We start from the raw sequence: 24,642 nt of genomic DNA, 5'->3' as shown, positions 1-24,642 counted from the left end.
GTCGTGATGATGTCTGTGGAGAGAGTGTTGATGGGTGGCGCCTTGCTACTCATGCTCGGCAGCGCGCAGGCGCTGGAGGGCAACAAGATATTCAGTGAAGGTGGCGCGCAGCCTGGCGCGGCGGCGTGCATGGCATGCCACGGGGCGGATGGCCTGGGGTTGGCTGCTGCGGGTTTTCCGAGGCTTGCGGGGTTGCCGGCGGCTTATTTGAGCAAGCAACTGCATGATTTCAAGAGTGGCACGCGCAGCAACCCGGTGATGACGTCGCTGGCCAAGGCACTTACCGAGGAAGAAATCGCGGCGGTGACCCAGACACTGGCGGCGATGCCGGCACCTGCCGTGGCCGTCGTCCATCGTAGTGCTACGCCGAACAGTCCCGCTGCAAAACTGGCGCTGCAAGGCGCCTGGGAACGGCAGATTCCGGCGTGCGTCAGCTGTCATGGCCCCTCGGGCGTGGGGGTTGGCGAGGCGTTCCCGCCGCTGTCCGGGCAGTCCGCGGCCTACCTGGCTGCCCAGCTCAATGCCTGGCGCGGTGGCACTCGGCACAACGACCCCAATGACCTGATGGGGCACGTGGCCAAATCCCTGACGGATGACGAAGTGCAGGGTATCGCCAATTACTTCGCCTCCTTGCCTGGCCAGGAGGTCAAGCCATGAAGAATCTGTCATTTGCACCCGTGTTGGCCGCGTTGATCAGTGTCCCGGCGTTGGCCGCACCGATTGCCATGGAAGATCAGTCGCAACTGCAGGTGCCGGCTGCGGTGCCCGCCGCCAAGGCGTTCCAGCCGCCCCAGGAAAGCGAACTGCCTGACAACGCCTACGGCAAGCTGGTGATGCAGGGCTATGCGTTGTTCGTCGATACCAAGCGCCTGGCGCCGCAGTTTGTCGGCAACGGCCTCAATTGCAGCAACTGTCACCTGGATCAGGGGCGCCTGGCCAACTCCACGCCCCTGTGGGGGGCGTACCCTATGTACCCGGCGTACCGTAAGAAGAATGACAAGGTCAACTCCTTTGCCGAGCGCCTGCAGGGCTGTTTCCAGTTCAGCATGGATGGCGGCACGCCACCGGCAGCGGACAGCCATGAGATTGCTGCGCTGTCGACCTATGCCTACTGGCTGGCGAGCAAGGCACCCTTGGGCGTGGAGTTGCCGGGGCGTGGCTACCCGGAGGTGCCACAACCGGCCAAAGGCTACAACCTCGCGCAGGGTGCCGAGGTGTACAAGGCGCAATGTGCGGTGTGCCATGGCGCCGAAGGGCAGGGGCAGAAGGTGGGCGACAGCTACGTGATGCCACCGTTGTGGGGTAAGGATTCCTACAACTGGGGCGCCGGTATGCATCGGGTCAACACCGCAGCGTCCTTCATCAAGCACAACATGCCGCTGGGCAAGGGCGGCAGCTTGAGCGACCAGCAGGCCTGGGACGTAGCGGCCTATGTCAATCGCCATGAGCGCCCGCAGGATCCGCGCCTGGTAGATGGCTCGGTGGAGAAAACCCGCGTGAAGTTCCATGCCAATGATGGGGTGAACCTGTACGGGCAAACGGTAGACGGCGTGCTGATTGGCCAAGGCATCCGTTAAACTGTTGTCTGAACACAAAAAATGCCGCTCAAGCCCCGGGGTTTGAGCGGCATTGTCATTCTGGAAAAGCAATTATGAAACGTGAGCGCGTCAAAGAGCGGCATGCAGAGGGTCATATCTCTGCGACCCATGTGATTCAAAATCCGGCCAATTCGGGGGAGTGGATCGTGTTTTTCAAGAAAAGCGGCGGGCGCAGCTTTTTCCTGGTGGATGACCAGGACGAGGTCGAATCCTTTGAAAAACTCGATGACCTGATCGACACCATTCGCAGCCTCGGCATCAAGTTCGCCGAGATTCACATGTAGCCGCCCAGCTTACTTGCAGACCACCACTACACTGCGACCCTTGAAGTTGCCCACATCGGCGCCCAGGGTCTTGTCGCTTTCCTTCAAGGCTGGCGTGCCTTCGGTGCCGACGATGCGGTAACCGGTGCCGGCGCAGGAGGCATCGGCCTTTTCGTAGCAACTGGCCCAGGAATTGGCCTCGCCCGAACAGTCAATGGTCAGGCCTTGTTCGCCGTTTTTCAGGTAAATGTCGGAAGTGGTGGTGCAGCCGGCGAGCGCCAGTACCGAGGTCAGTGCCAGGATCTTGTTCATGTAAGGTTCGTCGTTGAGAAGTGTTAAGGGGCGCGCTGACACTGTTGTGGGGCGTTTCAGCGAGATTATAGCGAACGGCCATCAAGGTACAGACAATCACAAAAAAGCCCCGTTCACCGGGGCTTCATGCGCAACCGCAGAGGCTTACTTGCCCTTTGGTCGCTTGCTCGACGCGTGGCCGGCTTCATCCACAAATACTTCGGCTACCGCAATCGCCTGGCTTTCGGTGGCGAATACGCCGGCAACGCTGTCGCCGTGAAAGTTGATCAGGTGCCAGCCGTCTGCTCGCTTGGTGATCAGGTAGCCGTTTACGCCTTTGGGTTCTGACATCTATTAACAATCTCGTGGTCTGGTGTTCAAGCTGGCAATGATAGCGCCAAATGCCATGGGGGCGCGTAAGTTGTTGCAGGTCAGTGCCGAACCCCATAAAGCGTGCTAAAAAGGATATGGCCCTTTGAAATCAGGGGATGCTGGGTTTTCTCCGGTGCCGTTGGGGCCGCTTGTTTGAACATGGGCGGAACTAACGCCGACATTTTTTCTCTATGTTGACATCGCAACGCCAGCAGCGCCCATTGTAAGGTGGCTGCGGCCTGATTAGACTGCGCCGAATTTCGTACGCACAGCCCTTATTAAGGACTTATATGATCAAGAAATGCTTGTTCCCAGCAGCCGGTTACGGCACTCGCTTCCTGCCAGCGACCAAGGCCATGCCTAAAGAAATGCTGCCGGTGGTAAACAAGCCACTGATCCAGTACGGCGTCGAAGAGGCACTGGATGCCGGCCTGAACGAAATCTCCATCGTCACCGGTCGTGGCAAGCGCGCCCTGGAAGACCACTTTGACATCAGCTATGAACTGGAAAACCAGATCAAGGGCACCGACAAGGAAAAATACCTGGTCGGTATCCGCAAGCTGCTCGACGAGTGCTCGTTCTCCTACACCCGTCAGACCCAGATGAAAGGCCTTGGCCATGCCATCCTTACCGGTCGCCCGCTGATCGGTGACGAACCATTTGCCGTGGTCCTGGCGGACGACCTGTGCGTGAACCTGGAAGGCGACGGCGTCTTGACCCAGATGGTCAAGCTGTACCAGAAATACCGCTGCACCATCGTTGCAGTGCAGGAAGTCGATCCTTCGGAAACCAACAAGTACGGCGTGATCGCTGGCGACGACATTGGCGATGGCCTGATCCGTGTGCGCGACATGGTCGAGAAGCCAGCGCCGGAAGATGCCCCGTCGAACCTGGCGATCATCGGTCGCTACATCCTGACCCCGGATATCTTCAAGCTGATCGAAGAAACCGAGCCCGGCAAGGGCGGCGAAATCCAGATCACCGACGCATTGTTGAAGCAGGCCAAGGACGGTTGCGTCATTGCCTACAAGTTCAAGGGTCGTCGTTTTGACTGCGGTGGCGCCGAAGGCTACATCGAGGCGACCAACTTCTGCTACGAGCACTTCTACAAGACTGGCAAGGCTTACTGATTAAGCATGGCCTGTTGAGTCTCAAGAAAGCCACCTTCGGGTGGCTTTCTGGTTTTTTGGGTACAAGCGGGTATCCTGATGCCCTGCCGAGGAGAGTGAAATGGCCTACGATTTTGATCTTTATGTAATTGGCGCCGGTTCCGGTGGCGTTCGGGCGGCACGCTTTGCCGCAGGGTTTGGCGCGAAGGTCGCCGTGGCGGAAAGCCGCTACCTGGGCGGGACGTGTGTGAATGTGGGCTGTGTGCCGAAAAAGCTGCTGGTCTATGGCGCGCACTTTGCCGAAGACTTCGAGCAGGCCAGCGGTTTTGGCTGGTCCCTGGGCGAGGCGGACTTTGATTGGGCGACGCTGATCGCCAACAAGGACCGCGAGATCAATCGCCTCAATGGCATCTACCGCAACCTGCTGGTCAACAGTGGCGTGACCCTTCACGAAGGCCACGCGCGCCTGACCGGGGCGCACGAGGTCGAGATCAATGGAGAGCGCTTCACCGCCAAGAATATCTTGATCGCCACTGGCGGCTGGCCGCAGATTCCCGAGATTCCGGGGCACGAGCACGCTATTGGCTCCAATGAGGCGTTCTTCCTTAAAGAGCTGCCCAAGCGTGTGCTGGTGGTGGGCGGTGGTTATATTGCGGTGGAGTTTGCCGGGATTTTCCATGGCCTGGGCGCACAGACATCGCTGCTGTATCGCGGCGATCTGTTCCTGCGTGGCTTCGATGGCGCGGTGCGCAAGCATTTGCAGGAAGAGCTGACCAAGCGCGGCCTGGACCTGCAATTCAACGCCGATATCGCGCGTATCGACAAACAGGCCGATGGCAGCCTCAAGGCCACCCTGAAGGACGGTCGTGTGTTGGAGGCCGATTGCGTGTTCTACGCCACTGGGCGGCGCCCGATGTTGGATAACCTGGGCCTGGAGCACACCGGGGTCAAGCTGGACGAGCGTGGTTTTGTCGCGGTCGACGACCTGTACCAGACCGCCGAGCCTTCGATCCTGGCCATTGGCGACGTGATCGGTCGCGTGCAGTTGACGCCTGTGGCATTGGCCGAAGGCATGGCCGTGGCGCGTCGCCTGTTCAAGCCGGAGCAATACCGCCCGGTAGACTACGCGATGATCCCGACGGCGGTGTTCAGCCTGCCGAACATCGGCACCGTAGGCTTGAGCGAAGAGCAGGCTAGGGCCGATGGGCATAATGTGCAGATCTTCGAAAGCCGCTTCCGGCCGATGAAGTTGACCCTGACCGAGTGCCAGGAGCGCACCCTGATGAAGCTGGTGGTCGATGCCGACACCGACAAGGTGTTGGGTTGCCACATGGTCGGGCCGGAGGCGGGCGAGATCGTCCAGGGCCTGGCGATCGCCCTCAAGGCGGGGGCGACCAAGCAGCATTTCGACGAGACCATCGGCGTGCATCCTACGGCGGCGGAAGAATTCGTCACCATGCGCACGCCAGTGGCTGGCTGATCAGGCCTGGGCCGCTGCCTCTGGCGTCGTTGCAACGACGGCAGCCAGGCGCAGCGCCTCGATGGTGGCCTGGGCCTTGATCAGGTCCAGTTCCACGGCTTTGTAGCTGTGCTGTTGCTCGGCCAGTGCCTCCTGGCGTGACTGGCTGTCCAGCACCGCTACCCGCAGGCGCTCCTGGAGCAGGGTGCGTTCGCTGTCGATCACGCTCACCTGTTCGCTCAGCTTGAGTTGCTGGGCCTGAGCCTTGCGGCTTTGCTCCTGCAGGGCAGTCAATTCCTTCGCCGTAACCCGGTGTTCAATCAATAGCCGCTCATTGTCGCGATGCAGTTGGGTGATCTCGTCCTGGCGCACCAGGGCGCTCTGCTGTGCCTGGCGCAATTCAGCCTGCAGTTGTTGCAGCTGGCCTTCGTGGCGGCGCTGCTCCTGTTCGCGCTGGTCCTTGATGGCATTGCGGTAGTGCTCAAGGGCATCGCGGGCGTGCAGGTGCTTTTCTTCCAGCGACCGAATCTGTTCGTCCTTGTCCGAGAGCCGTAGCTCGTAGTCGCTGCACGCCTGGCTAAGCCCGGCGTTACGGGTTTGCTCGGTCTGCAGGCTGGTGCTGGCGGTTTGCAGCGCGGCGCTTTCTTCGGCGAGGGCGGTGCCCTGGATATCAAATTGCTGCTGGAGTTGGCTGTGTGCGGCTTCAAGCGCTTCTACCTGGGCGAGCAGGGCGCTTTTTTGCTGTTCGAACTGGGCCAGGGCCAGGTCGATGGGCTCCTGGGCTTTCTCTTTCAGGCGCTGGGCCAGGCGTGTGACCAGTTCGCCGAGCTCGTCGTCGATGGGGGCTTCGGTGATGGTGAGGCGGGTTTCGCTCTCGTCGAGCTCTTTTAAATAGCGGTGAATGGTGGTTTTCGAGCCGGTATTACCCATTTCGATGCGCACCGCATCAATGCTGGGGTTTTCGCCGCGGGCGAGAATTGCCAGGCGTGCCGTCTGAACTACTGCTTTGTTGATGCCACCGCGAGCCATAGGGTCTCCGTCGATTTAATACTGTGGTATGTATTATGTATATACATACTATATCACGAATTAAAACACGTTGAAATTCACCATTTAACAGATGGGATATTGGCGTATTATCCCGTGTCATGACTTGCCGGACTCTCTCCGGGCGCAGTTCCCGTACACCAACCTCTGTAGGAGCCGGCTTGCCGGCGATCGCGGCATGAGTGAACTAGATCGATACCTGAACGCCGCCACCCGCGATAACACCCGTCGCAGCTATCGCGCTGCCATCGAGCACTTTGAGGTGAGTTGGGGCGGCTTCCTGCCCGCCACCAGCGACAGCGTGGCGCGATACCTGGTGGCCTATGCCGGGATGCTCGCGGTCAATACGCTGAAACTGCGGCTCTCGGCGCTGGCGCAATGGCACACCAGCCAGGGTTTTCCCGATCCGACCAAGGCGCCGGTGGTGCGCAAGGTGCTCAAGGGCATCCGCGCCTTGCACCCGGCCCAGGAAAAACAGGCCGAACCCTTGCAGCTCCAGCATCTGGAGCAGGTGGTCGGCTGGCTTGAGCGTGATGCCGAGCAGGCGCGGGCAGAGGGCGATCGACCGCGCTGGCTGCGTGCCAAGCGCGACACGGCCTTGATCCTGCTGGGCTTTTGGCGCGGCTTTCGCAGTGATGAGCTGTGCCGTTTGCAGATCGAGCATGTCCAGGCGGTACCAGGCGCGGGCATCACCCTGTACCTGCCGCGCAGCAAGAGCGACCGCGAGAACCTCGGCCAGACCTATCAAACCCCGGCGCTGCTGCGGCTGTGCCCGGTACAGGCCTATAGCGAATGGCTGAGTGCCTCGGCCCTGGTGCGCGGCCCGCTGTTTCGCGGGATCGATCGCTGGGGCAACCTGGGTGAGGAGGGGTTGCATGCCAACAGCGTGATCCCGCTGCTGCGCCAGGCCCTCGGGCGGGCCGGCATTGCCGCCGAGCAATACACCAGCCACTCCCTGCGCCGTGGCTTTGCCACCTGGGCCCATCGCAGCGGCTGGGATTTGAAGTCGCTGATGACGTATGTCGGCTGGAAGGACATGAAGTCAGCCATGCGCTATGTTGAAGCGACGCCCTTTCTTGGCATGACTCAGGCCCGCGAACCGCTGCTTTAAGATTTCTTCTATTAATACAGCTGGTTGATAGCCAAAACCAATCGCAAGCATCAGGTTTGCCAATGAGCCATCGGCGATGAGACTGGGTAGGATTCACCCATCAACTTACTAACCCCTGACGGAGAGTCAACGATGCCTATCATCAACAGCCAAGTAAAACCGTTCAAAGCCACCGCTTACAAAAACGGCAACTTCGTAGACGTGTCGGACGCTGACCTGAAAGGCAAGTGGTCTGTCGTGTTCTTCTACCCAGCCGACTTCACTTTCGTCTGCCCAACCGAACTGGAAGACCTGGCTGACAACTACGCCGAATTCCAGAAACTGGGCGTCGAGATCTACAGCGTGTCCACCGACACCCACTTTGCCCACGCTGCCTGGCACAACACCTCGCCAGCCATCGGCAAGATCCAGTACACCATGATTGGCGACCCGACCCTGACCATCTCCCGCAACTTCGACGTGCTGATCGAAGAAGCTGGCCTGGCAGACCGTGGCACCTTCGTGATCAACCCTGAAGGCCAGATCAAGATCGTTGAGCTGAACGACGGCGGTGTTGGTCGTGACGCTTCCGAACTGCTGCGCAAAATCAAGGCGGCCCAGTACGTTGCTGCCCACCCAGGCGAAGTGTGCCCGGCCAAGTGGAAAGAAGGCGAGGCTACCCTGGCTCCGTCCCTGGACCTGGTCGGCAAGATCTAAGTCTGTGAAGTATCAAGGGCGGATTGCCGCACCTTAAGTAAGCCGCACCGCCCTCAAAAACGCCCGGGCGAGATTCGCTCGGGCGTTTTTTTTTACCGAATTGATTTGAAATAGGAAATCGCCCGTATGTTGGACGCCAATCTTAAAGCTCAGTTGAAGTCATACCTGGAACGGGTCACCCAGCCGATCGAGATCGTCGCCTCCCTCGACGACGGTGCGAAATCCCAGGAAATGCTTGCCCTTTTGCAGGACGTAACCAGCCTCACCACGTTGATTAGCCTGAAAACCGATGGCAATGACGCGCGCAAGCCATCGTTCTCCATCAACCGCCCGGGTGCCGATATCAGCCTGCGTTTTGCCGGCATCCCCATGGGTCATGAATTCACTTCGTTGGTGCTGGCCCTGCTGCAAGTCGGTGGCCACCCGTCGAAGGCCAGTGTCGAAGTGATTGAGCAGATTCGCAGCCTGAAGGGCGAGTTCAGCTTCGAGACTTACTTCTCGCTGTCCTGCCAGAACTGCCCGGACGTAGTCCAGGCGCTGAACCTGATGGCTGTGCTCAACCCGAACATCCGCCACGTCGCTATCGACGGCGCACTGTTCCAGGCTGAAGTCGACGAGCGCCAGGTCATGGCAGTGCCCAGCGTCTACCTCAACGGTGTGAACTTCGGCCAGGGCCGCATGGGCCTGGAAGAAATTCTCGCCAAGCTCGACACCAGCGGTATCGAAAAAGCGGCCGAGAAAATCAGCGCCAAGGACGCCTTTGATGTACTCGTCGTCGGTGGTGGCCCGGCAGGTTCTGCCGCGGCTATCTACGCCGCGCGTAAAGGTATCCGCACGGGGGTGGCCGCCGAGCGTTTTGGTGGGCAAGTGCTGGACACCATGTCCATCGAGAACTTTATCTCGGTACAGGAAACCGAAGGCCCGAAACTGGCCAGCGCCCTGGAAGCCCACGTGCGTCAGTACGACGTGGACATCATGAACCTACAGCGCGCCAGCAGCCTGATCCCGGCGAAAAATCCCGGTGAGCTGCACGAAATTCGCTTCGAGAGCGGGGCGACCCTCAAGTCCAAGACCGTGATCCTGGCCACCGGTGCGCGCTGGCGCGAAATGGGCGTGCCGGGCGAGCAGGAGTACAAGGCCAAGGGTGTGTGTTTCTGCCCACACTGCGATGGCCCGCTGTTCAAGGGTAAGCGCGTGGCGGTGATCGGCGGCGGTAACTCCGGTGTTGAAGCGGCCATCGACCTGGCCGGTATTGTCAGCCATGTCACGTTGCTCGAGTTCGACAGCAAGTTGCGCGCCGACGCGGTATTGCAACGCAAGCTCTACAGCCTGCCGAACGTTGATGTGATCACCAGTGCGCTGACCAGCGAGGTCAAGGGTGATGGCCAGAAAGTCACCGGCCTGGCCTACAAGGACCGCGATACTGGCGAGTTCAAGACCATCGACCTGGAAGGCATCTTTGTGCAGATCGGTTTGCTGCCCAATACCGATTGGCTCAAGGGCACGGTGGAGTTGTCGCCCCGTGGCGAGATCATTGTCGATGCCCGTGGCGAGACGTCACTGCCAGGCGTGTTTGCCGCAGGTGACGTGACTACGGTGCCGTACAAGCAGATCGTGATTGCGGTGGGCGAGGGCGCCAAGGCTTCCTTGAGTGCTTTTGATCACCTGATCCGAGCGTAAGGCCTGAAACTAAAAAACCCATGAGAGATCATGGGTTTTTTGTGGCCGTTGCTTTTGTGGGCGCTGGTTTGCCTGCGGTGCAGGCAAACACCACGGTGATACCCTCCTGCTGGGGCATCAAGCCGGTTTACAGCGGTGCTGGCTGGATGATCTCAACCCAGTACGCGTCCGGGTCCTTGATAAACGCCAGGCTTTTCATGCGCCCATCCGTCAGGCGCTTCTGGAAGTCACAGCCCAACGCTTCAAACCGCTCGCAGGCCGCCACGATATCCGGCACCGAAATGCAGATATGGCCAAACCCGCGCGGGTCGGTGTTGCCATTGTGGTAGGCAAAGTCGGCATCTTTCTCGGTGCCGTGGTTGTGGGTCAGTTCCAGGATGCCCGGGATCGACTTCATCCACTGGGTACGTGCGGCGGCATCGGCTGGGATCTGCGCCTTGTCGACCAGGGCGAGGAAGTACAGGCTGAATTCGGCTTCCGGGAAGTCGCGCTTCTCAACCAGGGAAAAACCCAGGACGCGGGTGTAGAAGTCCAACGATTTGGTGATGTCCTTGACCCGCAGCATGGTGTGGTTGAACACGAAGTTCGCAGTAGCGGTGTCGGGTTGGGCGGTGACGCCCGGGAAGGTGTTCAATTCGTGCAGGCTCATGGGCCCTCCAGAAAAAATGGGGCAGACGCGGCTCGTGACTTGAGCGGTCCTTTGGCTTGCGGCTGACAGGCATCCGTGCAGCCGGGCCATGATACGCAAGCCGCGCCAGCCACGCCAAATGAAAAAGCTGACACGGGCCTTGCGACTATCCTACGTGCAGGCTCAAACTTTGCGGCTTGAACTCCGAGTGTTTTTTGCAATGAGCCGACTGAACAAACCGCTGTTGAGCACCGTGTGCCTGATCTTGGCCAGCACTGCTGTATTGGCGGCAGATCCCGAGATTCACTGGCCCAGCGGCTGGCAGGTGGAGGAAGTGGTGGCGGATGCCGATGCACCGGCCACGCCGTCGCCGGTATCTCGCCAACGTGCGATAAAGAACAACGAAAACGGCGAGACACAGATGGTCATGGAGCTGACGGGCACCCCGATCGAGCCTGGGCATGTGGTCAATCTGCAAGGTGTGCTGCTGGAAATGCGCAAGTCCATCCAGAAGGACTTTGCCCGCAGTGGTTATCAAAGTGTCTGCAACAAGATGCACCCGACTACCTTGAGTCATCTTGAGGCCCTGGAAACTACCTGCGTGATTACCGAGAATGGTCGGCATGTGCTCTCGCAAACACTGATAGGCGCTGTTGATGCGAATAAGGCCTATGTTTTTTCATACGCCGGGCAAGCTCAAGCCTATGAGTCGAGCAAGGAAGAAGTCAGTGAGGTACGTGCAAGCCTGAAACTTTGATGGGCGATGGCTAGATGCCTGACATGGCGCAGTTACAAAAAAACACATAACTATAAGGGCGCAGCGTACAGCCACTGGTCGGTGAATTTGTACCAAGTGGAATGTGTTTAGAAGTCCACGTTCCAAAGCCACGGGCCGCGAAATCGCAGTGCACAAACAAAAAAGCCCCGCATCTGCGAGGCTTTTTATTAGTGCGCCGGTATTAGCCGCGCAACCAGGAATCTACAGTGGCTGCGCCATACTGTTCTTTCCAGGCCTTCAGGCCGCGGTGGTTGCCGCCCTTGGTTTCAATCAGTTCGCCAGTGTGTGGGTTGTGATACACCTTGACCACGCGTGCGCGGCGGGTTTTAGGTGCGGCTGCCGCTTGGATTCCCGATTTGCCCGGGTTTGGATCAAGGATGGAGATGATGTCACGCAGGCTCTTGCCGTAGGTTTTCATCAGCCCTTGAAGCTTTTCTTCAAATTCGATTTCTTTCTTCAAGCCAGCATCGTTCTTCAGGGATTCCAGCTGGGCGAGCTGCTCTTGAAGGGCTTTTTCTGCGGCACGAAATTCGGCGAGTCTGGACAAAATATTTACTCCAATAGTGTATTTGGCTGATACCAACTGTAAACAAAGCTATAAGCCAAGAGCCTCAGCATGACTCGGTAAAAGTGGCTCTCCTGCCGATTCAGCACAGGCAGGAAAAATTGTAGTAGTTAATGAGCCACGAGTAAATCATGTCCTTTGTATAAATAACAATATTTCATGATGATGCTAGATCGATATTCAAGCACCACGCAAAGACTTAATGAATGCGTCAAAAGGCACTGGGCGGCCAAACAGGTAACCTTGCAAAAAGTCCACGCCTTGCGCTGCCAGATAATCGCATTGCTCTTGGGTTTCCACGCCTTCGGCGACGATGCCCAAGTCAAGCTTGCCCGATAACTCGATGATGCTATCGAGTATATGCCGCGATAAAGCATCGGCCCCGATCATTGCCACAAAGCTTTGATCAATCTTCAAGTAGTCAACATTGAAGTTGCGCAAATAACCCAGGCTGGAGTGGCCGGTGCCGAAGTCATCAATGGCGATCATCACCCCCAGTTCGTGCAGGGCCTGGAACAGCTGGCGGGTCACGTCGGTGGGCTCGATCAGTTCGCGTTCGGTCAGCTCCAGGGTCAACAGGACTTGCCCGGGCTGGAAGGCCGCGAGAAATTCCCGACAGTCCTGCACCAACTCCAGGTCCTGGCAGTGCCGGGCGGTGATATTGATCCCCACATGGAAATTACCGCCCAGGCGATCGGCATGGGGTGCAAGCTGTGTGGCCACCTGGCGCATCAATGCCCGGGTCATGGGCACAATCAGCCCTGAATGCTCGGCCAGGGGAATAAACAGGTCCGGGCGAACCAGGCCTTCTTTTGGATGCTTCCAGCGCATCAGCACTTCACAGCCGGCCCATTGCAGGTTGTCACCGCGCACCACCGGTTGGTAATAGGGCACGAATTCATTGGCGCCCAGCGCCCGCTGCAGTTCATGGGTCGGTGCGCTGGAGCGCTTTTGCAGCCAGTGCGCGAGCACGCCGGCCAATACGCCGAAAAACACCAGCAGGCTGAACAGTGGCGGGTACCGGGCTTGCATGTAACGCCAGACTTCCCCTTCGGGCATACCGGCTTCCACGCTGTAGGCGTAACGCTGGGAGTCGAGGTGGTGATGGGCCACGGCAAACACCGGTAGCGCAGTGTCGCGCACTTTGCCGTCGCTACCCAGCCAATTGGGCCCGACCTGCAATACCAGGTCGGCATAACGGCTGATCAGGCGCAGGGCGTTTGTCAGGTGGTAACCGTCAATCGAGGCAAACGCCGCTTTGTCGCCGTCCACCAGCCGATAAACCAACAAGGCGGTATCGGGGGTGACCGGGTTGCCCTTCATCAGCCACAGGCGACCATTGACGTAATCGTCCGGGTTGACCGGTGACACATAGTCGCCGCCAAACAACGAGCTGCAATAAATGGACTTTTTAAACGACAGGGTGGTTGCGCGGACAAAGGGGCGCCGGGTGACTTGCTCGCGCAGCGCCAGTTTTGCCGCATTGTCACAGTCCTGGCCCGCCAGCGGCAGTAGGTCCTGGGCGGCGAGGGCGGTGTTGTCGAGCATCAGGTCGAATTGGCGCACGGCCTCGATAGCCGTCTGCGCGGTGCTGTTTTCCAGGGTGCGCTGGGCCTGCAGGTACAGGATCACCACCCCTAGCAGAATCGGCAGCATGCCGCACAGGACCGTGATCAAGTAGCGGGCGGCGCGCTTGCGCGGGCCTTTGATGGTGAGTGGCATTTACGCGGCCTGTAGCAGAATGAGGAAGGGGCCTGGCAACGGCTACAGGCGAGGCGTCAGATACACGAATGAAATGATAGTTGCCCTATGGAAATAAGCACTTTAAACGCGTTGACCTAGCTACTTGGCCAATTGTGCGTGTTTTTCAACCTTGCCAAACTTTGCAACATATTTTGACGAGGAAAAGCTGATTGGTCTATTGCGTTATTGCCTGGATCAATGCTTGTCAAAAAAACAGCGCCCCATATAGACGCTGCGTTCAAAAACCAACTCTTTCGCGTCATCAAGCCCAAATTGCGCGGGCGGGCTTATGCCTGCGTGGCGTTTGAGCGGGGCTCGATCTAACACATAGGAACACGTGCGTAATGAAAAACAATGTCCTGGCCATTGCCCTGCTGCTTGCTTGTGGTTTCGTCATACCTGCGGCCTCTGCTGCCGACGGCACCATCACCCTGACCGGCGAAATCACCGGCACCACCTGCACCATCAGTGGTGGAACCGGCGGTGCCCCAGGCTCCGGGGCGAACTTCCCGGTAGTCCTCGACAAGGTCCAGGCCAGCGCCCTGTCCACGGCGGGGGCAACCGCCAGCTCCAAACCGTTCTTTATCTACGTGGGCGGCGGCGCCAGTTGCGCAGATGCGACCAAAGTGGCGGTGCTGTATGAGAGCACCAGCCCGGCCATCAACCCGGCCACGGGCAACTTGCGCAATACCGCGCCCAAGACTGCGGCGGCCAAAGTGGAAGTGCAAATTGTCGACGGTGCAACCCAAAGGCCCATGGATTTGCGCAGCGGCCACGCCTCGACCACGGCCACGGTCACCGGCGGGCTGGCGACCATGCCCTTTGCGGCACGTTACATCGCCACCGGCGGCGCGGCGGGAGTCGGGCTGGTGACTACGGCGGTGCAGTACTCGGTGATCTTTCCCTGATCGCCTGAAAAAACCGAGGGTACGCAGCATGGGTTGCCTATCACGCCTAAAGGTTGCGCTGTGCCTGTGCCTGGCCTTCGCGCAGGCACAGGCCGGGGTGATCCTAAGTGGTACACGCCAGGTCTACGCCGAGGTGCGCAGGGAAATCACCGTACAGGTGCGCAACGATGATCAACAGGCCGCACGCCTGGTGCAGGTGTGGATGGACGACGGTGATGCACGGCAGTTGGCGGAACACAGTGAGGTACCGTTCAGTATCAGCCCGCCGGTGTTTCGCCTGGACCCGGGCAAGAGCCAGTCCATACGCCTGGCCTATACCCGGGAGCCGCTGGCCGGGGACAGGGAGTCGCTGTTCTGGCTCAACGTGCTGGAGGTGCCGCCCCAGACCCGACCGGCGCAAACCGAGGCCGAGGAGGAGCGCCAGAACCAGCTGCGGTTTGCCTTTCGCATTCGCACCAAGGTGTTTTTCCGGCCCCGGGGCCTGGCGGGCAACGCCCATGATGCGCCGGGGCAACTGACCTGGACCTTGCATACCGGCAAGCCGGCGGTGCTGCGGGTAACCAACCCGTCGCCCTTCCATGTGACATTCCATGAGGTCGCGCTGGTGATGGGCGGCCAAGCGGTGCCCACCGAACAGCAAGGCATGGTCGCGCCCTATGCCAGCCTCGACCTTGCCCTGCCTCCTCTGGTGCAGACGGTGCCCGCCGACGCCCGGGTGCAATTCCAGTACATCGACGATTTCGGTGGTTTCTCCGTGCCGCGCTGGGCGCCTCTTTAGTAACGCGAAGCCTGACTTATGTTTTTTTACCTGCAACGGTGGACGCGGGGGTGTATTGCCCTGTGTGCCCTGTACTTTCCCGCAATGGTGGTGGCCTTGATCTGCCCCGAGGTCCTGGCAGCTTCGGTCACCTTCGACCTTGAGGCGTTTTCCAGTGGCCTTGCAGCGGGCGTGGATATTTCCCGCTTCAGCCGCCACGACACCCTGGCGCCCGGCAAGTACCGGGTCGATGTAACGCTCAACGGCGCGCCTGCCGGGCGCCATGCGTTGGACTTTATTGCGGTGCAGGACGACGTCGTGCCGTGCCTGGACTGGCCGCTGTTGACCCGACTGGGCGTGGCGCCAAACCAGCCCGTCTCCCCAGGCCCATTGTGCGGGGATCTTGGCCAATGGATCCCCATGGCCTCCAGCAGCGTCGATAGCGGTGCGCTGCAGCTGGCCCTTAGCGTGCCCCAGCTCTACCTGACCCCGACGGCCCGTGATGCCATCGACCCCCGCCAATGGGACGAAGGCATCAATGCCGGCTTGCTCAGCTACAACTTCAGCGCCTCGACCATGACCGCCGGCAGTGGCGAAGACCGGGCCTACCTGGGGCTCAACACCGGCCTCAACCTCGGCAGTTGGCGTTTGCGCCACCAGGGCGCGCAGGCCTGGGACTCGCGAAGCGGTGCCGAGCGCTACCAGAGCAGCGCGATCTATGTGCAACGCAGCCTCGCGGCCTGGCAATCGCGCCTGACCCTGGGCGACAGCTTCAGCAGCGGGCAGATCCTGGAGAGTACCCGCATGCGTGGCCTCAGCCTGGGCACCGACGAGCAAATGCTGGCGCCTTCGCAACAGGGTTATGCGCCAGTGGTGCGAGGAATGGCCGACAGCAACGCCACCGTCACCGTCAGTCAGAACGGCTATACGCTCTACGAAACCACCGTGGCCCCCGGTCCGTTTGTGATCAACGACCTGTACTCCACAGGTGGCGGCGACCTGAGCGTCAGCGTCAAGGAAATCGACGGTCGCCAATACAGTTACAGCGTGCCGTTTTCCGTGGCACCGCACCTGCTGCGGCGCAGCGCCAGCCGGTACGGCATGACCCTGGGCCAGGTCCGCCAGAATGGCGTCGAGGGCCGGGCCCCCCTGGCGTTTGAAGGGACACTCCAGCATGGTCTGCTGGACGACCTGACGCTGTATGGCGGCAGCAGTTTTTCTGAAGGTTACGCCCAGGGCAAAGCGGGTGTGGCACTGAACACCACCCTGGGTGCATTTTCGCTGGACGCCACCGATTCGCGCACGCATGTCCCTGGGCAGGGGGTGCTGTCGGGGCAGAACGTCGGCCTGGGCTTCGACCGGCAACTGTCGCAAACCGGTACGCACCTGGTATTGGGCGCCTATCGTTTTTCCACCGAGGGCTACCTGAACCTCACCGACGCAGTCAATGTGCGGGAGCTGGGGCGCCGGGGCCAGGATATTGGCAGCTACGCCCGGCAAAAGACGCGCCTGGACCTGACCATCAGCCAGCAGGCGGGGGCGGGCACCCTGGGGTTCTATGCCAGTTCGACCCAATACTGGGGCCCGCGCCTGGGGCGCGAAACCGCGTATCACCTGAGTTATGGCGCCAGTTGGCGCCGCCTCAACTGGAACCTCAGCGCCCAGCGTTCGCGGGTCCAAGCCCCAGACCGGAGCAATCATCAAGACGAACACGCGCCGGTATTGCTGGCCCGTTCGGATAACGCCGGCCACGTCGATAATCGCGTGATGCTGACAGTGTCCCTGCCCCTGGGCAGCAGCCCGCGCGCACCGAGCCTGACCAGCACCTTGATTCGCAGTACCGGAGGCAGTCGCGGCAGCCAGCAACAACTGGGCATCAACGGCATGCTCGATGATGACGCCACGCTCAACTACGGCATCGCCGGCACCCGCGCCTCGGCCGAGGGGGCGAGCCAGGGCAGTTTCAATGCCTATGCCGGGTACAACGCCAGCACGGCCGCCCTGCGGCTGGGGTATGGGCAGAACCGCGACAGCAGCCAGCTTTCATTGAGCGCCGACGGCGGCCTGGTGGCCCATGCAGACGGCCTGACGTTCTCGCACTACCTCGGCGAGGCGGCCGCCCTGGTCCATGTGCCCGCTGCCCAGGGTGCACGGTTGAGCAATGGCAATCACCTGCGGGTCGACCGCAACGGCTACGCCGTGGTGCCGTCGCTGCGGGCGTTCCAGGCCAATACCGTGGGTATCGACCCCGAGGGCAGCGCCTATGACGTGGAACTGCAAGAGACCAGCCAACGCATCGTGCCCACCGCCGGGGCCATCGCCCGCTTGAGCTTTGCCACGGTGGTCGGGCGGGCAGTGGTGGTCAAGGCCCTGCGCGAGAACGGCAAGCCGTTGCCATTCGCCGCCCAGGTGTTTGATGAGCACGGCAGCGAAGTTGGGGTGATTGGCCAGGCCAGCAAGGCCTTTGTCAGGGGCATTGCCGAGCAGGGCACGCTCACTGTGAAGTGGAGCGAGACCGCCGCTGACCGTTGCTACATCCACTATCGCCTGCAACCCCAGGCAACGCGGCGCCAAGCCCACGCCGACCTGTTGCAAGGGCAATGCGTAGGCGTGGCGGCCGGGCGCGAGGTGACCGCACGATGAGCGCCAAGGCATGCCTTCTTGGCCTGCTCGCGCTGCTGGCCGCCGCCGAGGTGCACGCCAATGCCAGTTGCACGCCCGCGCCTCCCGTGGCGCTTTCGATTGCCTCCATCAGCGTGCCGGCTAACCCCCGGGTGGGCCAAGTGCTGGGCGACCCCCAGGGCTATGCGCTGCAATCCCCAGACGCGCAGGATTGCACCTATGGCGTGGGCGTGAGCGTGGATCATTGGTCGTATATCAGCGTGGCAAGGAACATGCGCTTTACCGGCAAGTATTTTGGCCACTCCGGGTTATCGCTGCCGATCTTTACCACCGGCCTGCAAGGTGTGGGCTATGGCTTGATGGCACAGGACCGCGATGGCGGTGAATGGAAAAGCATCAATCAAGGCGTGTCGATCCTGCGCGGGCCGCTACGTCCCGGCCTGGCCTCCTGGGGCGTGCGCGTGCGCGTGGTGTTTTTTGTCACCGGTGCGATCCAGGGTGGGGTGGTATTCGCGCAGCCCTTTGCAGAGTTCAGGGTCCATCCTGATTTTCACGCGGTCCATTTGTTCACCTTTGCCACCGTGGTGGTGGGGCCGCCGTTGAAACCTACCTGTTCGGTATCCACACCCTCGGTGCCGATCGATCTGGGCAGCGTGGCAGCCACCGCGTTCACCGGCGTGGGCAGCGTCGCCGGTGGTGCTAGCCGCGAGATTGAGTTGCAGTGCGCGGGCGGCACAGGGGGCAGGCTGGATGTGTGGGTGACACTCACCGACCAAACTCAACCGGCCAACCGTGGCGAGCGCCTGACGCTGACGCAAGATTCCACCGCCCGTGGCCTCGCCCTGCAACTGCTGCACGGCAACGCCGTCGTCAGCTACGGGCCGGACGCCAGTGGTATTGGCAACCCCAACCAATGGTCGGCCGGCAGTACGGGCAATGGCACGGTTCGCATACCGCTGACGGCGCGGTACCTGCAAACCGAGCCTACCGTGCATCCCGGCACGGCCAAGGGACTGGCCACCTTTACCTTGAGCTACCGATGAGCGGGGCCTGGGCACGTCTGGCAGCGGGCGTACTGGGTTGGCTGCTGGCCTGGAGTGCCCATGGGGAAATCGTGCTTGACCGCACCCGCCTGATTTACCCGGCAGCCGTGGGCCAGGTCACGCTCAACCTGAGCAATGAGGCGGATAACCCACGGCTGGTACAGGTCTGGATTGACGCAGGCGACCCCCTGGTGCGCCCTGAATACAGTGACGTACCGTTCACCGTGACCCCGCCGATCCTGCGCATGGACGCCGGCCAGGCCCAGGCGTTGCGCGTGGCCTATGATGGCGAGCCGGCGCAGGGGGGCGTGGAGCAGGTGTATTGGCTCAACGTACTGGGTATCCCGCCGCAGACGGATGCGGCCCACAGCGTGCAGTTCGCCTTGCGCAGCCGCATCAAACTGTTCCTGCGCCCGCCACTGTTGCCAGGGCGAGCGGAGGAGGCCGCCGAAGGCCTGGAGTGGCGCTTGCCCAAGGCGGGCACCCTGCATGTGCACAACGCCAGTGCCTACCATGTGAGCTTGACCAGCATTGTGCTGGGGAGCGAGGGGCGCCAGTACCGCAACGATGACCCGCCGATGCTTGCCCCCCGATCCAGTGCAATCGTTACCTTGCATGGCGCGCCAGGGCAGGCGTCGGTTGCGGCGCTGGTGCACTTCACCACCCTGGACGACCATGGCAACACCCGCACTCATGTAGCGCACACTGTGCAATAAACCCCTTGCGTCCGTACGGGCATAAGGATTTGATAAGGAATACGGACAAAGCTGTTTACGCTGTGTAGAATCCGTTTACGCATACAAGAATAAGCGCCTGTTTCCATGCAGGCCTCGTCCGTCAGAGACGCCCGTAAGAGAATGACTCAACCATGAAGCTACTCGGGTTCCAACTCATCTACGGTGACTTCCTCGCCCGCAGCGTGCGGGGCATTTCCTGTGCGCCACCTGCCCACCTCATCCTTGCTGGCAATTAATTTACTTAATTCTAAAAAAGATGATGAGGCGCCAAATCATGGCAGATCTATACGAAAACCCAATGGGCCTGATGGGCTTTGAATTTATCGAATTCGCATCGCCGACCCCGGGCACCCTGGAGCCGATCTTCGAGATCATGGGCTTCACCAAGGTGGCAACCCACCGCTCGAAAAACGTGCACCTGTACCGCCAGGGCGCGATCAACCTGATCCTCAACAACGAACCCCACAGCATCGCTTCGTACTTTGCCGCCGAGCACGGTCCGTCGGTGTGTGGCATGGCGTTTCGCGTCAAGGATTCGCAACAGGCCTACACCCGCGCCCTGGAGCTGGGTGCCCAGCCGATCCATATCGAAACCGGCCCGATGGAACTGAACCTGCCGGCCATCAAGGGCATCGGCGGCTCGCCGTTGTACCTGATCGACCGTTTCGGTGAAGGCAACTCGATCTACGATATCGACTTCGTGTTTATCGAAGGCGTGGACCGCAACCCGGTGGGCGCCGGCCTCAAGGTCATCGACCACCTGACCCACAACGTCTATCGCGGGCGCATGGTCTACTGGGCCAACTTCTACGAGAAGCTGTTCAACTTCCGTGAAGCGCGCTACTTCGACATCAAGGGCGAATACACCGGCCTGACCTCCAAGGCCATGAGCGCCCCGGATGGCATGATCCGCATCCCGTTGAACGAGGAGTCGTCCAAGGGCGCAGGCCAGATCGAAGAGTTCCTGATGCAGTTCAACGGCGAAGGCATCCAGCACGTGGCGTTCCTCACCGATGACCTGATCAAGACCTGGGACGCGTTGAAGAAGATCGGCATGCGCTTTATGACTGCGCCGCCAGACACCTACTACGAAATGCTCGAAGGCCGCCTGCCAAACCACGGCGAACCGGTGGAGCAGTTGCAGTCGCGGGGTATCTTGCTGGACGGCTCGTCCGTGGCCGGCGACAAGCGCCTGCTGCTGCAGATCTTCTCGGAAACCCTGATGGGCCCGGTGTTCTTCGAGTTCATCCAGCGCAAGGGTGATGACGGCTTCGGCGAAGGCAACTTCAAGGCCCTGTTCGAATCCATCGAGCGTGACCAGGTCCGTCGTGGTGTGTTGACCACCGACTGACATGGCTTTTTGTAGGAGCGAGCTTGCTCGCGATGGACGTCAACGATAACGCGTACTGCCTGAGGTGGCGCGGTGTCTTTGAGTCCTTCGCGAGCAAGCTCGCTCCTGCAGTTATCGGGTCAGGCTCTACGCTGGCGCATCAGGTGCTTGAAACCCTCGAACACCAGCACCATCACCGCCAGCCAGATCGGGATGTAGGTCAGCCATTCACCCGGCCCGATGCTTTCCCCCAGCAGCAACGCCACCCCCAGCAACAGCACCGGCTCCACATAGCTGAGCAGGCCAAACAGGCTGAACGCCAACAAGCGGCTGGCGATGATGTAGCACACCAACGCCGAAGCACTGATCAGCCCGAGCATCGGGATCAACCCATATAGCCCTTTGTGTGCATCCAGCACGGCGAAGCCCTGTTCGCCACTTTGGACAAACCACAGCGCCACCGGCAGCATCAGCGCCATGTCCAGCCACAGGCCGCCCAGGTGGTCGGTCGCCAGGCGTTTGCGCAGCACGAAGTAGATGGGGTAACCGATGATCACCAGCAGCGTGGCCCAGGAGAAGCCGCCCACCTGGTACAGCTCGTTGAGCACGCCAATCGCCGCGAACACCACCGCGATCAGTTGCAGCCGCGAGAGCTTTTCGCCATACACCAGGCGCCCGGTCAGGACCATGGTCAGCGGCAGCAGGAAGTAGCCCAGGGACACATCCAGGCTGCGGCCGTTAAGCGGCGCCCACATAAACAGCCACAGTTGCACGCCCAGTAGCACCGACGACAGCACAATCCCACCGATCAGTCGTGGCTTGCCCGCGAGCAATCGCAGCAATTCCCACACTTGGCGCCACTCACCGCTGACCACCATGAACACGGTCATGCACGGCACGGTCAGCAACATGCGCCAACCGAAAATCTCCAGGCCACTCAATGGCGTGAGCAGTGATGTGAAGTAATACATCACGGCAAACAACACCGAGGCCGCTACCGATAAAACAACGCCTTTAGACACGCAGTCCTCGCCAAACCGATTCAAACAAAAGAGGGGGAATTTCAGGTGGGAATATATTGCTTTTGAGGTGAGACGTTTGCTCTGTTTTGCGGCATCTTATGGGAAATTTTCTCACGCCCAAGGTTCGCCAGCATGCCCGTCAGCCCCCAGCCGCCCCTGGATGATTTCGACCGCGCGATTCTCAAGCACCTGCAACGCGACAACACCACCGCACTGCGGGTGATTGGCGAGCAGGTCAACCTGTCGACCGCAGCGGTACAGCGGCGCATCAAACGCATGGAGCAGAGTGGGGCGATCATCGCGAATACGGCGGTGATCAATCAGGATGCAGTGGGCAAGCCGATCACGATCCTGGTGGAGGTGCACGCCGAGCGCACCCATATCGAAGACCTCGATGTGCTCAAGGTGCAGATGTCGATCCCCGAGGTGCAGCAGTGCTATTACGTCACCGGCGATGCCGACTTCATGCTGGTGATCGTGGTGGAAACCATGAAGGCCTACGAAACCCTGGCCCGCACGCTGTTCTACGAGAACCGCAATATCAAATGGTTTCGCAGCATCGTGGTGATGGACCGGGTCAAGGTCAGCCTGGATGTGCCGCTGGGTTGATGTGGGAGCAGGCAAGCCAGCTCCCACAGGGGGTCAGGGGCGGTGAATGCGCCCCGAGACAAAGTGCCCTACATCATTGAACCCCGGTGTCGACGCATGCCCCGGCGTCACCAGTGAGTCAATAAACGCCTCATCCTCGGCACTGATCTTCACATCGAGCGCCCCGGTATAGGCATCCCACTGCGCCTCGGTGCGCGGCCCGACAATCGCCGAGCTGACCGCCTGGTTGTTCAAGACCCAGGCAATCGCAAACTCGACAATCCCCACGCCACGGCCCTGGGTGTATTGCTGGATCTGTTGGGCAATGCGCAATGACTCCACGCGCCATTCGGTTTCCAGGATGCGTTTGTCCTGGCGTGCGGCGCGGCTGCCGGCTTCGGGGCTGATATCCGGTGCGTACTTGCCACTGAGCACGCCACGGGCCAGTGGGCTGTAGGGCACCACGCCTAGGCCGTAGGCCGCCGCCGCGGTGATCTGCTCCACCTCGGCCTGGCGGTTGACGATGTTGTACAGCGGCTGGCTGATGATCGGCCGGTCGACCCCCAGGCGCTCGGCCACGCGCACCACTTCGGCGATGCGCCAGCCGCGATAGTTGGACAGCCCCCAGTAACGGATCTTGCCCTGGCGGATCAGGTCGCCGATCGCCGAAATGGTGACTTCCAGTGGGGTGTCGTGGTCTTCGCGGTGCAGGTAGTAGATGTCCAGGTAATCGGTGTCGAGCCGGGTGAGGCTGGCTTCCAGCGCGTTGAAAATGCGCTTGCGGTTCAGGCCGCTGCGGTTGGGCAGGCCGTCCGGCGGGCCAAAGCCGACTTTGGAGGCGACGACCCAGTCGGCGCGATGGCGGCTGATGGCTTCACCGACGATTTCCTCGGAGCGCCCGCCGGTGTAGACGTCGGCGGTATCGATGAAGTTGATGCCCTGGTCCCAGGCCTTGTCGATGATACGCAGCGAGTCTTCGGTGTTGGTCTGTTCGCCAAACATCATGGTGCCCAGGGTCAGTGCGCTGACCTTGAGCCCGGACTGGCCCAGTGTGCGGTAAATCATGGTGAACTCCTCAAAAGCGCAGACAGTTGCTATGCAATACCAGAGAGCAAGGCTCTAGAACAAGCCCGACGTCGGTGGCTCGGTGCCCTTGAGCCGATAGGCGCCGACCACCGCGGCTTTCCAGTGCCGGGGATTGTGGTTGGCCACGGTGCGCGCATTGCGCCAGTGCCGGTCGAGGTTATGGCTGCGCCCGGTGGTGGAGGCGCCGCCGACGTCGAACAGCAGCTCGCCAGCCTTGAGTGCCGACTCGGCGGCGATGTATTGGGCCTGGGCCACATCGATGGCTGCGCGGGTCACGGCCTCATGGCTCAACTCCTCGGCCCAGGCCGCGTCGAGGGTGTCGGCGGCGCGCAATACCACTGCTTCGGCGGCAAACGCGCGGGCCGAGATCTCACCCACGGAAAACTCCACATAGGGGTCATCCACCGAGCGGCTGGCGCTGCTGTGCTTGATCGGCCGCGCATGGTCCCTTGCAAAGGCCACCGCATCGTTCAAGGCATTGCGCGCAATCCCGGCCTGCACCGCGCCGAGGAACAGTTGCAGGAACGGCGTGATGATCGAACGCTGGCCTTCCTCCACCACCCGCGTGCGGATTTCCTCGCGGCGCACCAGCACGTTGTTCAGGCGCGTGGTGCCGCTGGCGGTCAGGCGCTGGCCCATGGCGTCGAAATCATCCACCAGCTCCAGGCCTTCGCGGTCGCGGGGCACCACGAACGACACTGGCTCCTCGTTTTCATCCAGCGCCACCGCGCTGACCCAGTCGGCATACAGCGCGCCCGTGCTGTAGTACTTGCTGCCATTGGCGCGAAAGTGCTCGCCCTGGGGCACAATCCGCGCGCTGACCTGGCCGTTGGCGCCACCGATTTCCCAGCCGGCGTTGCCGAACACCTCGCCCTGCAAGTAGTGGGCAAACCACAGCTGGCGCTCGGCTTCGGACTGCTGCACCAGCAGGCTTTCGATAAAGGCAAAGCTGGGGCGCAGGGACTGGGCGATATTGGAGTCCACCGCCGCCAGGTCGATGACGAACTGCACCACCTCGCGCACGCTGGACTCGCTGCCGCCGTAGCGCTGGGGAATACGCAGGGTCAGCAGGCGCGCTGCGGCCAGTTGGCGGATCTGCTCATGGGGCAGTTGCCGGGTGCGCTCGCGTTCGGCGGCGCCCTCGGCGATCTGCGGCAATAACACAGCGGCACGCTGCAACAGCTCTGGCACGGACAAAAAGCTCATGAC

General features: G+C 60.9%; 25 protein-coding genes. 16 read left to right on the top strand and 9 right to left on the bottom strand.

Annotated elements, in window-relative coordinates; all coding sequences use genetic code 11:
* The first annotated feature begins 6 nt into the window (after positions 1-6).
* The 3 genes from HBO12_RS04225 to HBO12_RS04215 all read left to right on the top strand — a co-directional run bounded on the left by HBO12_RS04225 (position 7) and on the right by HBO12_RS04215 (position 1,882).
* Positions 7-657, top strand: a complete 651-nt coding sequence (locus HBO12_RS04225) for a c-type cytochrome (RefSeq protein ID WP_170041536.1) — start codon at positions 7-9, stop codon at positions 655-657.
* Positions 654-1,577, top strand: a complete 924-nt coding sequence (locus HBO12_RS04220; RefSeq protein WP_169955830.1) for a c-type cytochrome — start codon at positions 654-656, stop codon at positions 1,575-1,577. The genes HBO12_RS04225 and HBO12_RS04220 overlap by 4 nt, the downstream gene beginning before the upstream one ends.
* Positions 1,578-1,651: 74 nt before the next feature.
* The gene (locus HBO12_RS04215) at positions 1,652-1,882 is read left to right on the top strand and encodes a hypothetical protein (protein WP_169955831.1); all 231 of its coding nucleotides are present in this window, start codon (positions 1,652-1,654) and stop codon (positions 1,880-1,882) included.
* A 9-nt stretch (positions 1,883-1,891) separates the two neighbouring features.
* Here HBO12_RS04215 and HBO12_RS04210 read toward each other — a convergent pair whose 3' ends face one another.
* Together HBO12_RS04210 and HBO12_RS04205 are read right to left on the bottom strand one after the other, a co-directional pair.
* The gene (locus tag HBO12_RS04210) at positions 1,892-2,173 is read right to left on the bottom strand and encodes a YgdI/YgdR family lipoprotein (protein ID WP_169955832.1); all 282 of its coding nucleotides are present in this window, start codon (positions 2,171-2,173) and stop codon (positions 1,892-1,894) included.
* Positions 2,174-2,317: 144 nt separating this feature from the next.
* Positions 2,318-2,503 (bottom strand): hypothetical protein, encoded by a 186-nt coding sequence (locus HBO12_RS04205; RefSeq protein WP_076960784.1) that lies wholly within the window; start codon positions 2,501-2,503, stop codon positions 2,318-2,320.
* A 311-nt stretch (positions 2,504-2,814) separates the two neighbouring features.
* On the opposite strand from HBO12_RS04205, the gene galU reads away from it, so the two are divergent.
* Complete coding sequence (gene galU / locus HBO12_RS04200) at positions 2,815-3,654, top strand: UTP--glucose-1-phosphate uridylyltransferase GalU (protein ID WP_029294645.1); 840 nt, start codon at positions 2,815-2,817, stop codon at positions 3,652-3,654.
* Between the two features lie 100 nt (positions 3,655-3,754).
* Positions 3,755-5,113 carry a glutathione-disulfide reductase gene (gorA, locus tag HBO12_RS04195; RefSeq protein ID WP_169955833.1) on the top strand — a complete coding sequence of 453 codons (1,359 nt, stop codon included), beginning with the start codon at positions 3,755-3,757 and terminating at the stop codon, positions 5,111-5,113.
* Here the strand turns inward: gorA and HBO12_RS04190 are convergent, their stop codons facing one another.
* On the bottom strand, positions 5,114-6,121 hold the full coding sequence (locus HBO12_RS04190) for a DNA-binding protein (RefSeq protein WP_170041535.1): 1,008 nt from the start codon (positions 6,119-6,121) through the stop codon (positions 5,114-5,116). It abuts the gene before it with no gap.
* Positions 6,122-6,317: 196 nt separating this feature from the next.
* Between HBO12_RS04190 and HBO12_RS04185 the strand changes: the two genes are divergently transcribed.
* From HBO12_RS04185 to ahpF, 3 genes are all read left to right on the top strand, one after another.
* Entirely contained in the window at positions 6,318-7,250 is a 933-nt protein-coding gene (locus HBO12_RS04185) for a site-specific integrase (RefSeq protein WP_170041534.1), read from the top strand.
* 132 nt (positions 7,251-7,382) lie between these two features.
* Positions 7,383-7,946, top strand: a complete 564-nt coding sequence (ahpC, locus tag HBO12_RS04180) for an alkyl hydroperoxide reductase subunit C (protein WP_010210361.1) — start codon at positions 7,383-7,385, stop codon at positions 7,944-7,946.
* A 126-nt stretch (positions 7,947-8,072) separates the two neighbouring features.
* Positions 8,073-9,626: an alkyl hydroperoxide reductase subunit F gene (ahpF, locus tag HBO12_RS04175; protein WP_169955836.1), complete on the top strand. Its 1,554-nt coding sequence runs from the start codon at positions 8,073-8,075 to the stop codon at positions 9,624-9,626.
* 127 nt (positions 9,627-9,753) lie between these two features.
* On the opposite strand, the gene gloA is transcribed toward ahpF, so the two are convergent.
* Positions 9,754-10,275 carry a lactoylglutathione lyase gene (gene gloA / locus HBO12_RS04170; RefSeq protein ID WP_170041533.1) on the bottom strand — a complete coding sequence of 174 codons (522 nt, stop codon included), beginning with the start codon at positions 10,273-10,275 and terminating at the stop codon, positions 9,754-9,756.
* A 199-nt stretch (positions 10,276-10,474) separates the two neighbouring features.
* Between gloA and HBO12_RS04165 the strand changes: the two genes are divergently transcribed.
* The gene (locus tag HBO12_RS04165; RefSeq protein ID WP_262376899.1) at positions 10,475-11,011 is read left to right on the top strand and encodes a DUF4946 domain-containing protein; all 537 of its coding nucleotides are present in this window, start codon (positions 10,475-10,477) and stop codon (positions 11,009-11,011) included.
* Positions 11,012-11,213: 202 nt separating this feature from the next.
* Here HBO12_RS04165 and HBO12_RS04160 read toward each other — a convergent pair whose 3' ends face one another.
* Positions 11,214-11,579 (bottom strand): histone-like nucleoid-structuring protein, MvaT/MvaU family, encoded by a 366-nt coding sequence (locus HBO12_RS04160; protein WP_038441053.1) that lies wholly within the window; start codon positions 11,577-11,579, stop codon positions 11,214-11,216.
* A gap of 198 nt (positions 11,580-11,777) precedes the next feature.
* Positions 11,778-13,319 carry an EAL domain-containing protein gene (locus HBO12_RS04155; RefSeq protein WP_169955839.1) on the bottom strand — a complete coding sequence of 514 codons (1,542 nt, stop codon included), beginning with the start codon at positions 13,317-13,319 and terminating at the stop codon, positions 11,778-11,780.
* Positions 13,320-13,684: 365 nt separating this feature from the next.
* Here HBO12_RS04155 and HBO12_RS04150 point away from each other — a divergent pair, with 365 nt between their 5' ends.
* The 6 genes from HBO12_RS04150 to hppD all read left to right on the top strand — a co-directional run bounded on the left by HBO12_RS04150 (position 13,685) and on the right by hppD (position 20,758).
* Entirely contained in the window at positions 13,685-14,248 is a 564-nt protein-coding gene (locus HBO12_RS04150) for a fimbrial protein (RefSeq protein ID WP_170041531.1), read from the top strand.
* A 28-nt stretch (positions 14,249-14,276) separates the two neighbouring features.
* On the top strand, positions 14,277-15,026 hold the full coding sequence (locus tag HBO12_RS04145) for a fimbrial biogenesis chaperone (protein ID WP_170041530.1): 750 nt from the start codon (positions 14,277-14,279) through the stop codon (positions 15,024-15,026).
* 18 nt (positions 15,027-15,044) lie between these two features.
* Entirely contained in the window at positions 15,045-17,648 is a 2,604-nt protein-coding gene (locus HBO12_RS04140) for a fimbria/pilus outer membrane usher protein (RefSeq protein WP_170041529.1), read from the top strand.
* The gene (locus tag HBO12_RS04135) at positions 17,645-18,670 is read left to right on the top strand and encodes a fimbrial protein (RefSeq protein WP_170041528.1); all 1,026 of its coding nucleotides are present in this window, start codon (positions 17,645-17,647) and stop codon (positions 18,668-18,670) included. The genes HBO12_RS04140 and HBO12_RS04135 overlap by 4 nt, the downstream gene beginning before the upstream one ends.
* Positions 18,667-19,386 (top strand): fimbrial biogenesis chaperone, encoded by a 720-nt coding sequence (locus HBO12_RS04130; RefSeq protein ID WP_170041527.1) that lies wholly within the window; start codon positions 18,667-18,669, stop codon positions 19,384-19,386. Before HBO12_RS04135 ends, HBO12_RS04130 begins: the two co-directional genes overlap by 4 nt.
* 295 nt (positions 19,387-19,681) lie before the next feature.
* The gene (hppD, locus tag HBO12_RS04125; RefSeq protein WP_057440066.1) at positions 19,682-20,758 is read left to right on the top strand and encodes a 4-hydroxyphenylpyruvate dioxygenase; all 1,077 of its coding nucleotides are present in this window, start codon (positions 19,682-19,684) and stop codon (positions 20,756-20,758) included.
* 119 nt (positions 20,759-20,877) lie between these two features.
* On the opposite strand, the gene rarD is transcribed toward hppD, so the two are convergent.
* Positions 20,878-21,759 (bottom strand): EamA family transporter RarD, encoded by an 882-nt coding sequence (rarD, locus tag HBO12_RS04120; protein ID WP_169955848.1) that lies wholly within the window; start codon positions 21,757-21,759, stop codon positions 20,878-20,880.
* Positions 21,760-21,891: 132 nt separating this feature from the next.
* On the opposite strand from rarD, the gene HBO12_RS04115 reads away from it, so the two are divergent.
* Positions 21,892-22,368, top strand: coding sequence for an Lrp/AsnC family transcriptional regulator (locus HBO12_RS04115; RefSeq protein WP_169955850.1), 477 nt, complete (start codon positions 21,892-21,894; stop codon positions 22,366-22,368).
* Between the two features lie 33 nt (positions 22,369-22,401).
* Here HBO12_RS04115 and HBO12_RS04110 read toward each other — a convergent pair whose 3' ends face one another.
* Both HBO12_RS04110 and HBO12_RS04105 read right to left on the bottom strand, forming a co-directional pair.
* Entirely contained in the window at positions 22,402-23,412 is a 1,011-nt protein-coding gene (locus HBO12_RS04110; protein ID WP_170041526.1) for an aldo/keto reductase, read from the bottom strand.
* Between the two features lie 54 nt (positions 23,413-23,466).
* A complete protein-coding gene (locus tag HBO12_RS04105; protein ID WP_170041525.1) occupies positions 23,467-24,639 on the bottom strand; it encodes an acyl-CoA dehydrogenase family protein in 1,173 nt (390 codons plus the stop codon).
* Positions 24,640-24,642: the final 3 nt, after the last annotated feature.

It is taken from the genome of Pseudomonas sp. WS 5059, assembly GCF_012985525.1.
GTDB lineage: Bacteria > Pseudomonadota > Gammaproteobacteria > Pseudomonadales > Pseudomonadaceae > Aquipseudomonas.
This window is presented reverse-complemented; position numbering and strand designations above follow the sequence as displayed.